11 protein-coding genes are annotated in these 14,110 nt (G+C 37.5%); 4 read left to right on the forward strand and 7 right to left on the reverse strand.

What is annotated here, in order from left to right; genetic code table 11:
* Positions 1–260: 260 nt before the first annotated feature.
* From LX92_RS02590 to LX92_RS02615, 6 genes are all read right to left on the reverse strand, one after another.
* A complete protein-coding gene (locus tag LX92_RS02590; RefSeq protein WP_146197790.1) occupies positions 261–560 on the reverse strand; it encodes a hypothetical protein in 300 nt (99 codons plus the stop codon).
* Complete coding sequence (locus LX92_RS02595) at positions 538–1,572, reverse strand: hypothetical protein (protein ID WP_109648703.1); 1,035 nt, start codon at positions 1,570–1,572, stop codon at positions 538–540. The genes LX92_RS02590 and LX92_RS02595 overlap by 23 nt, the downstream gene beginning before the upstream one ends.
* A complete protein-coding gene (locus LX92_RS02600) occupies positions 1,569–4,352 on the reverse strand; it encodes a hypothetical protein (protein ID WP_109648704.1) in 2,784 nt (927 codons plus the stop codon). The genes LX92_RS02595 and LX92_RS02600 overlap by 4 nt, the downstream gene beginning before the upstream one ends.
* Positions 4,349–6,514, reverse strand: a complete 2,166-nt coding sequence (locus LX92_RS02605) for a fibronectin type III domain-containing protein (RefSeq protein ID WP_170117781.1) — start codon at positions 6,512–6,514, stop codon at positions 4,349–4,351. The genes LX92_RS02600 and LX92_RS02605 overlap by 4 nt, the downstream gene beginning before the upstream one ends.
* Positions 6,515–6,730: 216 nt before the next feature.
* Positions 6,731–7,111: an endonuclease domain-containing protein gene (locus LX92_RS02610; RefSeq protein WP_109648706.1), complete on the reverse strand. Its 381-nt coding sequence runs from the start codon at positions 7,109–7,111 to the stop codon at positions 6,731–6,733.
* 376 nt (positions 7,112–7,487) lie between these two features.
* Positions 7,488–9,941, reverse strand: a complete 2,454-nt coding sequence (locus LX92_RS02615) for a TonB-dependent receptor (RefSeq protein WP_170117782.1) — start codon at positions 9,939–9,941, stop codon at positions 7,488–7,490.
* Positions 9,942–10,485: 544 nt separating this feature from the next.
* Here LX92_RS02615 and LX92_RS02620 point away from each other — a divergent pair.
* Both LX92_RS02620 and bioD read left to right on the forward strand, forming a co-directional pair.
* On the forward strand, positions 10,486–10,878 hold the full coding sequence (locus LX92_RS02620) for a putative signal transducing protein (protein WP_109648708.1): 393 nt from the start codon (positions 10,486–10,488) through the stop codon (positions 10,876–10,878).
* The gene (gene bioD / locus LX92_RS02625; RefSeq protein WP_109648709.1) at positions 10,871–11,488 is read left to right on the forward strand and encodes a dethiobiotin synthase; all 618 of its coding nucleotides are present in this window, start codon (positions 10,871–10,873) and stop codon (positions 11,486–11,488) included. Before LX92_RS02620 ends, bioD begins: the two co-directional genes overlap by 8 nt.
* On the opposite strand, the gene LX92_RS02630 is transcribed toward bioD, so the two are convergent.
* On the reverse strand, positions 11,477–12,967 hold the full coding sequence (locus LX92_RS02630; RefSeq protein ID WP_109648710.1) for an ArnT family glycosyltransferase: 1,491 nt from the start codon (positions 12,965–12,967) through the stop codon (positions 11,477–11,479). The two genes, bioD and LX92_RS02630, sit on opposite strands and share 12 nt — an antisense overlap.
* A gap of 254 nt (positions 12,968–13,221) precedes the next feature.
* On the opposite strand from LX92_RS02630, the gene LX92_RS02635 reads away from it, so the two are divergent.
* Together LX92_RS02635 and LX92_RS02640 are read left to right on the forward strand one after the other, a co-directional pair.
* A complete protein-coding gene (locus LX92_RS02635; RefSeq protein WP_109648711.1) occupies positions 13,222–13,467 on the forward strand; it encodes a hypothetical protein in 246 nt (81 codons plus the stop codon).
* Positions 13,468–13,527: 60 nt separating this feature from the next.
* Positions 13,528–14,106, forward strand: coding sequence for a hypothetical protein (locus tag LX92_RS02640; RefSeq protein WP_109648712.1), 579 nt, complete (start codon positions 13,528–13,530; stop codon positions 14,104–14,106).
* The last annotated feature ends 4 nt before the right edge of the window (positions 14,107–14,110 follow it).

The following is a 14,110-nucleotide window of genomic DNA, read 5'->3' on the forward strand; positions in this document are numbered from 1 at the left end:
AAGTACCTCCAAAAAAATTATAGGAGGCTATATCTTTTTTATTCATCTTTCTGTTTTTCCTTCTATCTACATCGGTTCGATCCTACATCCCCCGCCCTTCGGGCACCCCCTTCGAAGGGGGATTTATTGTCCCCTTTGAGGGGACGGTAAAGTAGAGGGGGCACTACTTTACAGGGGTGTTTATTTACGTCTTATAATCATTGTTTCCTCATTCTTTTACCCAATACAAGCGTGACGCTCGCGCTAGCGGGGGCATCAATTTATTTTCTGCCTTTTTTATATTTTAGAACTCCATTTCTTATACTTTTAAAACCAATAAAAAGGATAATAATTACAATCAAATATTTCCACCAACCACCTTCTACCTTTGAAACAAAAGCAATTATTGCCTTGTATTTGTTTGGTCCCCCTTCTATTTCATCATTTCCGAGAAAACTTTCTGCCATAGCAGTAAAACCATTGAATAAAAGGGTTATCGCAATGGCAATGTCTATCATGCCAAAGAATATTGCCTCATGCCACTTATCTTCCTTTTCCTTATGCGTGTTCATCTTTTTCAAAAATGTGCAACGTTTTTTCGTTGTCTAAAATATATAGTTTGTTTTCGGTTAGCTGCGGAGTGTTGAAACTAGGTATAAATTTATTTTCATCTACTCCGAAAAGCTCGTGCACCCAAATGATTTTTTTCTCTGCTATTGAGAATAGACCTATGATTTTGACCCAAGAAGTTCCATAAAAACTTGCAATGAATGAGATATTTTGACCTTGAACAGAACTTGATCTTATTTCAATCTTATCTCCATTATGAAGCTCATCAACTAGTAAATTGTTTGACTCAATTTGAAGTGTCTTGGTATTTATTTTTATAAAATAGGCTCCAAGACTATAAATATTATTATCCTCTTCATAAATGAAAGCATCAGTTGGGTTGGGGCGATACCTTTTACCATCTACATATTCGTCTTCCCATTCAAATGTCTTTGTCAAAACACCTGTTTCCGTATTTATGGCAATGAGGCTCCCACTTTTTGCTAAGACCCATAGGTTATTATGTGCAACTCCAATAAATTTTTGAAACCCATCCATCTGATTTTCGGTTCTTCCTTCAAGTTCTCCAAGATGTGAGAGGACATGTTTCCAAACAACTTTATAATTATAATCTATTCGCTCAACAGTTGAATAACTTGAGTCAAATACCAATCCTTGCGAGACATGAATATTTGAATAAGGAAGGTCTGTTTGAAAATCTTTTTCATTTTCCAAGAACCCATAGGTTCTAGGAGTAGTCTTCTTATAGAAATATAAAATTTTATCTATGGATTTTCGAATACGTAATTCTTTGAAATTTTGATTGGGTATTAGTTCATAAGAATTGTCAAGAACATACTCTACCTTATTTAAATCATTCAATAGAAGTAATTTATCATTCCAAACAACAATTCGTTCAACATTTTCAGAACACATAAACACCTCTCTATTGTCCACATACAATTTGCAATCTTTGAGGAAAACAATGGATTCAAAAGCGAATTTTACATCCTTAATCTGAGATATTTCTTGAATTTTTATCATTTGGTAACTTGTAAAATTAAATCGGTTACTTGCGAGTTAAACTTTTCCGTTCCAATAAAAGAGGCAAAATCTTCCCAATCTTCTATAAAAGTTTTGTTCTCCACATTCTTAAGACTTTTAAATAAATTTTGGTTTGCATCAAATACTCCTTTTGCATCATTTTTAATTGCATTTATAAATGCATTTTTCATTTTGTCGATGGTTACATTTGGAGGACGATTTTGTTGTATAATTTTAAGTTCATCGAAGCTTTTGACTTTAGCTAAGTAAGCCTTAAACTGTTTCATTCCTGAATCACTAAAAACCCCGGAGATATTTTTATAATTTTTAGTATCAACAAGAATTTCTATTACTTCTCCAGAATTAGTTTTAAATTTTATGTCAAACCTGAATCTACCGCTATTTTTTATCGCAGAGATAGCATCTTCTAAACCAATTAACTCAACACCTTGGTTAAAATACTTGTTGGGATTCGTAATAACCTCTAAAGAAGTTGCTGCAGCTTTAAATTTATTAGCAGATTGCATCATTTCATCTACAAAATCTCTAAGATTATTTTCGCCTTCAAGTTTTTGTGTGTTTTTTAAAAGATTATCTAAATCTTCAATAACATCATCATATGATTTTATTGCTGTCTTATCGACATTTTCAAACAAATCTTCAAAAGCGTCTTTGAACGCTGCTTTATTAGCATATCTAATAGCTCTATTAGGGGTCGAATTAAGGTTTTTAAGCTTTTCAAATAACTCATCGAATTCTTTGCCATTTAATATATCATCTAACTTGTTACTTCCTGTCATGAGTTCATCTGCGGACTGATCAACATCATCTATTATTTTTTCGATTTCCACATCATCAAAACCCATTTTTTTGAGCCCTTTCGTTATCTGGGTTTTTGAGTATTTTGCAAGAATTTTTAGATACTTCGCAACTCTATTTGCAATAAAAGCCGCAGCTACTCCTTTACCACATTCGCCAACATTAAAATCATCTCTAAAACCATTTGCATCTGTCCAACCATTTACAAAGCAACCATTTAGTGCGGAGATTCCATATGCAGCATATTTGTTCTGGATGTCTAAAGCACTTTCCCCTGCTGAAGCAGCTACAGAAATTAGGTTTATATTTGCAGGATTTGATGCGTCCTTAAAATTATTTTCAAAACGGGGGTCAAAATAATAGTTCATAGTGGCCTGCATGCCATAATCGATTATGGCGCCCAACATCATATCCTTGCCTTTTTCCCTAATTATTTGTGCGGCTAGTCCTTCACCCAAATGAACTATAAGTTGCTGAACCAAAAAAGCACCGTGAGTTACTACTAGTCGATGAACCATGAAAGCTGCTAATGGTTCTTGTGCAAACCGTGCACTCCATTCGGCTATAAAGTAAAACGCCGAATCGGTATCGTATTTATGATAATACTGGTCATAAAATTCTGTTTGACTCACTGAAGAAGCTTGACCTAGCTCTTCAGTATCTAAGATTATTGTTTTTATATTACGATAATCAGGATCATTAAAAGCTTTATGTCGGGCGAAAAGGTCATTTAAAGAATAGTGATATTTATCTTCAACACCATTGTCTTCAATTAAGTAATCAAAAGAGTTAAGGTTATATGTGTTGAGATCAAGATTTTCCCAAAGGTCAATTGAAGAATAATAAAATGTAAAATCATTTTTTCCATCAATATAATTTCGGGCATAATTTCGATACGGAAATACTTCATCAAACTCTTCTTTTGTTTTAATATTTTTTTCGCTTATTGCAGTTATAAGATCATCAATAACTTCACAATTATATTCTATACACCCAATATCAACTACAAACTTTTCGTCCTTATAATTTTCAGTAAGAAAATTAGCAAGTTCTATCAATTTTTTATCCTCTTGACTACCTGTTGTAAATTGATCAGCGTAAAGTTGATATATTTCTTGACCTATTCCTGTTTCTAACCCTTCTACAGAAGGCAGTAAAATGTAATTTTCCAATGCGTTGACGACACTTTCCAATCTTACTTCCGCAAACCTATATAAGTTACTTTTATCTGGTTCTGTTTTAAACCTTTTATATAATTCGGTTAAACGTGCTTTATCTATAGCTCCATTTTTTTTCTTTGGATGCATTCCCCAAGTGAAAAACTGTTTTTTTAGAGCATCACCTTCATAATTTGCAATAGTCTCATACGTAATGTTCATCACATAAGCCAAAAAGTGATTTGATTTTGTGGAAGTTTTAAAGGCAGTTGTTCTGTCGTAAATCTTATCAAGAATATCAGTTTTAACAGCATTGAAATTTTTCATGGCAGATTCTGCTAATACTAATTCCGTTCTTTCTGGGCTATCTCCAGTACCATCAGTAACTGATCTTTGCGATTGTATTTCCTCAACATGCTCATTTATCGTTTTTCCTTTAAATAAAGAAACAACTTTTAAAGTTTTCTCATAATCAGTTAGAGCAGCGTAAACCTCATGGGTTGGATTTTTTGAATTTAAATCTCTTAATTTGTTATTTAATGCCGTTAATTTAGTTTGATCATATTTATCATTATACTGCGATTCCTGAATTATGTATTCTAATTCTTCCAAATTACTTCCTAAAAAGAAAATGTACCATTTGTTTTGGTTCTCAGTTTTATTTCGATTGTAAAGAAAATCTAACTGAACTGCAGAATCTTGGTAAAACTGATCTGATAGTTCAATTATAGAATCCCTTTCAGTTGCAAATGAAACCTTGAAAAAACATAACAAAAAGAGCGTTAAAATATATTTTTTTATCATTTCAATAGTATTTTAATAAATACGATTCGTAATTCCTCCTTTAAGAGTTCTATAACTTGTTCTTTAGGAGTATCTTGATTTTCTGAAATTATATTAGAAAAATCACTGCCAGTTTCTCTTGCGTTTTCTAAAAATGCAGAAAATAAATCACTTTCAACTTCCTCAGATAAAACTTTTGAGAAAAGATAAACTGCATACGTTTTTTCTATATCAAATGCCTCTACAGTTTGACTATCTAATTTCTCTTTTTCGACAATACCTTGGTCAATTACTGAAAAACCAAATTCAATAATAGAATCTTCATTATTCTGAGTGGAATCAAAAAGCAACGCATTGTATTCAGATACAATAACATCTTTAATATCTCTACCCTCTCTATATAAATCCAAAATAGCTTCCTTTAGTAAGTCAGCCACCTCATCTTTATATTTTTCCACTTCTTTTTGAGCTTCTTTCAAATTACCTTGAGCAGTATTAAAATTGTTTTGAGCAGTTTCTGCTGCTGTTGTATCACCATTTGCAATAGCATTATCATATTGCTCTTTTGCTTCTTTCATTTGTGCTGCTGCAGTTTCAATTTTATTTAGAAGTTCCTCTGGTAAATCTTCATTATTCATGTTAGCTACCATGGCGTCCACAATTTGATTTACTTTTTCTTTAGTGTCTTTACTTATATCTAAATTAAGTGCCTCTCCAATTGAGTTGGCCAAGTCAGTAATAGCATCCACTGCATTATCTACAGTCTCAATGGTCTCATCAACGCTCAACATATTCTTCCATGTAGGGTCATAAACGGTATTTACGGTGCCTTCGGCCATTTCTTGGTCGGTATTGATCAAGATATTGGTGAACTCAACAGCTACTTTAATATTTTTTAAATAGGGTAGAGATACAAAACCTTTACCGGTAAAACGACCATTACTGCCACTGACCTCTGTAATTTTTACTGGAAAATCACCTGCTTTAAAAGAGGTTCCTGTACTAATACTGGCCAAAGGATCCGTATTGGTTAAATTAATATCGGGTGAGATACCACAGTCTATCACACTTTCTTCTTCAAACTCCAATGACGTTGTAAACTCCTTGGCTAGGCTCCAGTCGCTCCCGGTAACCGTACATTTTTTCTGTATTTGGTACTCATAGGTCGTTCCTGCCTTTAGATCCCAAAGGGTAAGCTGGTTGGTCGTTGTCTTGGAAAGAAACCATTCATTGTCATTGCCTTTCTTGCGATAACGAACCGTGTATTCTGGAATATCGGTGGTAAAATCGTCCCAGAAAATATTGGCATTGGTACTGCCTTTTACCTCGTGGTTTAGACTTAAGGGTAAATCGCAACTGCCGGCATAGCTAAAAGAGAAAATCTCGCTATACCCCTCGTTTTTAAAAAGCCCTATTTCTTCAATGCCTTGTTTGGCCCTTGCCTGTACCCGCCACGCATAATTCTTGCCGGACAATAATAAGGGGTCTACCGGGCCATACACATAGGTGGTTGCCGTTGTGGTGGTTTGGAATACGGGGGGAGAACTTAAAAAAGCGGCTTGGGGGTCTATTTGGGTATCCCAGATTTCCACAAGGCTCAATTCATATTCCACATTGGTGACATTGATACTTCGTGGGGTCCATTGAAAAACAATGCTCTGGGGATTTATCTCTTCAATATTGGTCTTATCACGGGGCATGACCAAAAAGGGCGGCTCGTTTTGGAATACGACCGTGGTGGCACAACTTTTGTTCGAAAGCCGGTTCCCCGATAATACATCATAAACCTCAAAACAGAATTGATAGGCGCCTTCGGGAATGGCTTGCCCATAAACGTTGGGGGAAATTCCCGTAATGTTCTGGAATTGGAAGTATGGGGCCAACTCCACATTGGTCAATATTAAGGGTACCCCGCCTTCTAAAAACAAGGGGTCGGCACCGACGACGATATCATTACTTTGGAATGTAATGCCATTGCCTTGAAAATGGGCTTTTAGGCGTACCTCGCGATTGGCGATCTCCAGGTCATTAAGGATGATCTGTACCCGTAACGGACTACTGACGGTACTGGCATCGGCATAATCGGAAAAATGAATAGGAGCGGGGGGTATGGCCTGCGGAATGACCTGTACGGGGAAGTTCTGTGAATAACCTAGAACAGTGTACAATGTACATAATACCATAAGGCTTGTTTTTCCAAAAAAGGAAAATATGTACTTAAATATGTTTAACATCTTATTCATTTTCTAACTTATACTTGTAACACTCAACGTTGAGTTTGAATCAACCCTTTTACATCCCCCGCCTTTCAGGCACCCCCTTCAAAGGGGGAATTAATATGTCCCCTTGACTATGCCTCCCCCTTTCAAAAGAGGAATAATTGTCCCCTTGAGGGGACTTTAGGGGTGTTTTTGTTTATCACTTAAAATATCAATTGTTTGTTCCACTTTTAATAATACACTGAACATTTCTTGTTTCACTTCTTTATCCGATAATCGTAAAAAACATACTCCTTCTTTTTCCAATCTATTTTGTCTTTTACTATCGTATTCGTATTTATGATCATGGCTATTTCCATCAACCTCTATGGCCAACATTAACTCATGACAATAAAAATCAACTATATAATTTAATAGGGGTACTTGTCTATGAAACTGAACCCCGTAAGCTCTATTTTTTATCTTTTGCCATAACAATACCTCGGACAAGGTGCTGTTTTTACGTAACTGCCTTGCCAGTTGCTTTAATTTTGGGTCATATGGAATTATTTTGTTTTTCATTATTTTTTAATTATCCCCTTGAGGGGATTATAGGGGTGTAATTCAATTTCCCCCATTTTACATTAACACCTTCTTACTCCCCCCTCGAGGGGGGAATACATTCCCCGTTCTGCGGGCACCCCCTTCAAAGGAGGAATACATCCCCCGCCTTGCAGGCACCCCCTTCAAAGGGGGAATTAATACGTTCCCTTGACTATGCCTCTCCCTTTCAAAAGAGGAATAATTGTCCCCTTGAGGACGGTGCAGTGATAACTGCTCGCGAGTTCTGGCGTTGGCGAGGGGTGTTTTCATAATAGCTTTTTATCATTTATACATTTTAATTTTCTTAACTGCCTACTGCCTACTGCCTACTGTCTACTGCCTACTGCCTACTGCTTTAATTCTTATTGATATATTTCAATTGGAAATTATCTGGGTTCACGATTCCCAAGGATTTCTGGTAATAGAAGTCAATGATTTCCGTTTCCAGATAGTACTCCAACGCATCCAAATCCCCATTCGCCTCAAATTTTTTGAAAGCTTCCGCATTGGTTTGTTTCACAAACTGTTTTAAATATCCACTTGGGTTTTCAATTTCTTCAAGACTGTTGAAATTCTTGAAGCGTTGTTCCATCCAGCGGTGTCCTACGAGCTTCTGCAGTCGTTCTTCCTGTTCTGCAATAAGCTCCTTATAGGTGGTCCATTCTTCCTCACTAACATCTTTCTTGTCAGGATTGGTCTTTAAAATATGCTTGTCTACATTTACTTTGGTTTGTACAAAGCTGTTTTCAAGTATCATATCTATTCTGCGCATATCGTACTTTACGCGCTTTATGACACTGAAAAGTGCGTTGTTATAGGTGCTTAGAAAGTCATCATAGGCGTAGAGTTCCTTTAGAAATACCATGGCATTTTCCTTATAATCCGCTTCTTTTTTCTGCTCTTTGGTGATGGCCAAAAGAAGGGCAAGGTCATCTTTCTTAAATGGTGGAATGGCAGCGAATTGAGAACTTTGGAATACATTCGTCAACTGTTCGTTCAGTTCAGGAATGGTTCCGCTATATGATACATTGCGATATCTGAAACTCAAGGTGCCCATGCGGTTCCTAGGGTCACGCTCGTTGGGATATCGGTTGCCTTTTCTTATGTTCAGTTTAAAATTGTCAAAAGCATAACTGTATCCAAAGGTAATCGTGAGGTCCCTACCGGTATTCAATGTGGAATTTCGGAATAACGCCAAAAAGTTTAGACTGAAATTGTGTTTCTGTAACCATAGATAATTACCCCCCAATCTAAAATTATAAACGTTGTTCTGTTGTTCCCCATTGGCGTAGGAAGTGTTATATGAGCTGGATAAATTGGTACGCAGCTGTTTGTCGAAAAACTGCTTACCGATGGCCAAGGTAGGGCCCAGGGTTAAATTGTTGTCCTCGGCAACCGTATTGTACGATGCATTTGCAGCCAATGATATGCTCAATGCCTGCTCGGGATAGCCCAAGGTGTAGGCAGCAACCCCATTATAAAACGAGTTTTTTCCACCTTCGATGGTTTCACCCTCTTGTTGGTTGTTACTGTTTTGGTATACCAAGTTGAGGTTGGTGCTGTGCTGTTTGGTTTCTGTCTTTTTAAGGATATAGTTGATACCCAAATTGGCATTTTGTGATATTTGGCGATAATTCAGGGTATCCACATTGTCAAATTCCCCTACTTGGTTAATGTAATCAAATTGATCCCGGATATTGGTGTAGGATTGGAAGTTGGAATAGGAACCATTAAGACCCAATCGTTCCGAAGCCGTATAATTAAGGTTTACCGAACTTACGATACGTTGTTGGTCCGAAGTTTTGGCATTGTTAAGGTTATCTTGTTGAAGTCCGGCATTAACACTGATATTCAACGCATTGTTGAATAAGGTTTGATTGGCGTTAACCGTAATGTTCTCAAGGTCATTGTTGAAATAATAGGCGCCCAAGGTCTTGTAATCCGGGTCAATGCGTTCATAGCCTACACCAAGGGTACCGTTACCGGCAGGATAGTCCAAGGATACATTCAAGGCATTATAATAATCGGTGCTGATGTTCTCATCCAATAAGAAAGAAAGCAACCCGCTATCAGCTCTGGCATCGGTAAGCCTTGTATCTTCGGTTACCCCGGAAATGGCATACTCCATCCTCAATTGGGCTTTTTCGAATAACTTGAATTGGGATTCAAAGGAAAGTACGGCATTGTCTTTGGGAGAAAGCCCCAATTCTATGGGAAAAGGGTTTTCCAATGATTCTTCTTCGTCGGAAGCCTTGAAGAGGATAACACCGAATTTAGCAAAATCAAAATCGTAACTGGCCTTAACACCATATCCCATTCTTTTATAGGAGGTAATGGCCCTGGGTTCTTCCCCATTGTATTCCGTTGCCCTTAAAAACCGGCCATACATTCCGCTTATGCTGAATTTTCCTTCCGGTGCCAATTCAAAACCGGCACCTGTAAATTGGTGTCCACTTAAGGTGTATGGGGAAAAGGTCATACTAACATCACCCAAATGCGCCGTTGCCCATTTATAGGAAGGGTGTAGGCTTAGCCTATTGAACTTAAAAGGACTGGGAAAGTCGAAATTTTGATTGGAATAAGTGAATGATAAGGGTATGTTGTAAACCCCGGCAATATTGAAATTCAGGTTTCCCGTTAGGTAATAGGTCAAGTCTTGCCTGTTCGCCGTACCGTCATAGAAGACAGCATTGGCAGCGACACCACCATTATACCTAAGCCATTTCTCTTTACCCAATTGGTCAAAGTTTATACTTTGGGAGAAACCTAGTGTACCACACATGAGGAACAGGAGTAAAATTTTATTCAAAAGAAATTCACTTAAAACTGTTAAAATACGTTAAAATTAACATTTCGTTATAATTTATTCGATGAGTTGCACATATTTTTTTAACATTTATATTGGTTAAGGGAGTAAATTAAATAGTATTTATGGTGTAGTTAAAGTCTTATTAATATATATGGTAAGTGGTTAATTACCGGATACTTGGGGGATTTGAATTTTTGTGTGATTATTTTTGGAAAGAATAATTGTGACATTCGAAGTGGGTTAAAACGATTTGGAGTTGTTGGGTAAAAGTCAAAGCGTTCCAAGCCTAATCATTTTCCATTCCTGCCATCTGAGGTGTGGGTATTTTTAAGTTCGAATCCGACCGAGTAATGGACTAGTAATGAACGTTGGTTTTTTGCAGCTATTTCGATACTTACGGTAAGGCCGTGTGGTGTCGGTGCAGCCCATACTTTCCCTTACCGTGCCTGCGGGTTAGGAACGTTTACGTTTTGCCCAAATAATTACAATACACAGAAAGAAATAAAAATGGTTTTATAATTTTTGAAAAAGTACCTTTAACCCTATGGAGGAAAAGTTTTATATCCTGGCTTCTTTTGAATTCGTTGCCGATGTGCAAATATTGAAAGGAAAACTCGAGTCAGAGGGTATACCGGTTTTTTTGAAGGATGAAAATACTTTGAATTCGGACCCTTTGATCAGTCATGCTATAGGCGGAGTTAAATTGCAGGTATATGCCAAGGATAAGGAAAGGGCCCTTGAAATCTATAACGAGGTACGGGCCTATGCCATCGATGATGACGGTAACCCCATTGTCTGCCCCAATTGCAAGGCCCAAAAATCGGAGGCCTATTTTGAACGAAAGACCATTTTTTATAAACTTTTTCCTTTTTTCGAAGATAAAAAATACAAATGCTTAAATTGTGGCATCATTACTAAACCAGATAAGCATGTATAGGATTTTTGTAACAGGGATTTCAACGAAAGTGGGTAAAACGATGGTTTCGGCCATTATAGCCGAGGCATTGGAAGCCGATTATTGGAAACCGGTACATGCAGGGGAATTGGATAATACCGATAGTCATAAGGTGGCCCGATTGATTTCCAATAGTACATCGAAGATACACCCCTCCGATTATGAACTCAATACGCCGATGAGTCCACATGCTGCTGCGGAAATCGATGGTATCACCATAGATGTCAATGGGATCTATGAACCTGGGACCGAAAACCATTTGGTGATTGAAGGGACAGGTGGGTTGTTAGTGCCGATGAACGATAATGATACGGTGCTCGATATGATATTGCCCAATTACAAGGTAATCGTGGTTTCCCGCCATTATTTGGGAAGTATAAACCATACCTTATTGACGGTAAATTGGCTTCAACTAAAAGGGTATGATGTGTCATTGATTTTCAGTGGTGATGAAAACCCCACTACGGAAAGCATCATACTAAAAAAGACCGGGGTAAAATCCTTGGGTAGGATCAGTGAGGAAGAAACGTTTGACAAAGCCGTCATTAAAAAATATGCCGATCAATTACGTCCGGCTTTGCTATCGCTCTAAGCGTTGCAAAATTTCTGCTTTTTCCACCGTAGCAACTACTTTATAATGTTTTACTAAATAGGCATCAATATAGCTGTTTTCGTCTTCTTCCTTTTTATCGAAGACACGTCTGTTTTTTCTCGTAACTATGGTTTTGGGTTGAAGGGTTTCCATGATATACCGAAGTTCTTCCATCGAAGTGGTTCTTACGTTATTGTGGAAAGGAAATAATTCATCACGACAAATATTACTGGGGTGGGTAGCCGCTTTTGTGGGAGGCTTGGCATCCAACGCCCAATATCCTATATGGTATCCCAGAAACAGGATGTTTTTGGTGTCTAGATTGTTGTCTTGAATATATTTGGGCACCGATATCCCCTCACCATTGAAAAAAGTATCCCGCTCATACTTGTTTTTGGCAATATTGATATACTCCAGATAGGTTTCCATCGGAATCAATAAGAGTATAAAAAGGTAATAAGGTTTCCATTTGATCCTTTTGAAAACTTCCATTTTGTTTAGCGCTATAGCCACCAATACTAATAGCATGGGATGAAGTTGGATCAGGTAGTGCCCGTTGATTCGCCCTCCTTTGTAAAAAGCGAAAAGTACACCCAATACTGCCACAAGTACGTATTGTATAGGTACTATCTTAAAATTGAGTAGTTGCTTTTTCCATGTATAAAAGAAAAAGCCGGCCAATACCACAAAAGTGGGCGCTAGTTTAAGAATGGAATATCTGCGTGCACCTATGTAGGCCATTGGAGCCTTGAATACCGATGACACCCATAATTCTGAAATTCCTTGTAAATAATAGGGTAATAATGTCAAGGCAATGATCAGGAGAATACCCAATCCAAATAACGAGGAATACCCTATTGCTTTGGTCCAATGCTGTTTTTTATTATGGTCATAAAATATAAAGATCCCGAGGAATAAAAGGGCGTAGGCAATATTCATTTTGGTCATAACGGCTATACCCAAAAGCAATCCCGCTAGGAGTGTCGTTTTCCATTTTTTGTACTTTATCAAAAGATATAATCCTGGCATAAAAAAGGCCATACAAATATGTTCCGACATAACCCCTTGTAAGCTTCCAAATAAAGAAAGGAGTATCACGGTGGAAAGAGCGGCCCAAAGACCTGTTTTTTTGGAATGGGCCTCTTGGCCGATCTTATAAGTGAAAAATGCGGTACTGGTTACCAGTAGTACCCCAAGCAAGCGAATGGCGATAAAACTCTTCCCGAAAACATAAATGATCCCTGCAAAAACAAGGAAAGTAATGGGTGGTTTTAAATCCCAAAGTTCGGTATAGGGCAAATGCCCTTCTACCCAGGATTGTCCCATGAGAATGAATGTGCTTTCGTCCCGGTCAATGTAATCCCTAAAGAAAAAGGGGAGGCGTATAAAGAGTGAAACGCAGGATATAATCAAGAAAACCGTTCTATCCTTTAGTTCGGCATGGTTCTTCAAAATCGAATTTATAAGCGTGTAAGACATGTATTTTCTTGGGATTGTTTCCCATCCTTGCAAGATATATATAATACCAAATGATTTGCAAAAGGACCGAAAAAAAATTGATTTATTTTTTGTTCAGATGGGATTGAAAATCTAAGTGTTGCCTAGGTTTGGGTGCTATGTGCATTGTTCGTTTCGAGAGAGGCTATGAGGAATTAGGCACTATGGATTCCAATGCTGTTGATATTGTCGTTGTGCATGCTCCGGGAACCGTTCGTGGGGATTGATTGGAAAAAATGGCAATTGATAAAATATTCTACAACAAATTACCGTTGCTTACTACAGATAAGTGGAAAGTGGGTCGTACTTTTGGTGCTTCGGGAATGTTGAGTTTGGAATTTACCCTCCTCATGTTACGGCATAATGAATTTATTGATATTCCATTTGGTGTGGAAGATAAAAGACCCGGGAAAATTAGGAAAGTAATGGTGAATGCCGTTGGTTTTGGAGGAAATGCAATATCGGTTTTACTTTCCGTTTAATGAATAGGATTATTCTTATTAAATTCAGTATCTTTCTTATACCAACCTAAAATCAAGATTATGGAACAATGGTTTGCCGCATTGACTTCGTTTGAAAAAATCTATTGGATTGTCGCTATAGTATCATCAATTGTTTTATTGATCCTGCTGGCCATGACCTTTATAGGGGGCGATGTTGATGATTTGGGCGGAGATGTCGATACCGATATAGAATCGGATACAGGTATTGATTTCCAGTTTTTATCCTTTAAGAATTTAATGGGGTTTTTCACCATTTTCGGATGGGTAGGTGTCTCATGTTTGGAAAGTGGGTATTCCAAAGCAACGACCATTGTGATTTCCGTTGTTTGCGGTTTATTGATGATGTTGGCCATGGCTTCGCTGTTCTACTATTTGAGTAAATTGCAAAGTAGTGGAACCTTAAAACTTAAAAATGCCCTTAACCAAATCGGGGAGGTATATTTGACCATAGGGGCCAATAGGTCTACCATAGGTAAGGTGAGTATAAGTGTGCAAGGGACTTTACGTGAACTTGATGCGCTTACCGAGGAAGATAAAGACTTGCACCAAGGAGATGTGGTAAAGGTTACGGAGGTCACCGAAAACGGAATATTGATTGTTCAACTCTTAAATAAATAACCAA

This window comes from Maribacter polysiphoniae (genome assembly GCF_003148665.1).
Lineage (GTDB): Bacteria > Bacteroidota > Bacteroidia > Flavobacteriales > Flavobacteriaceae > Maribacter_A > Maribacter_A polysiphoniae.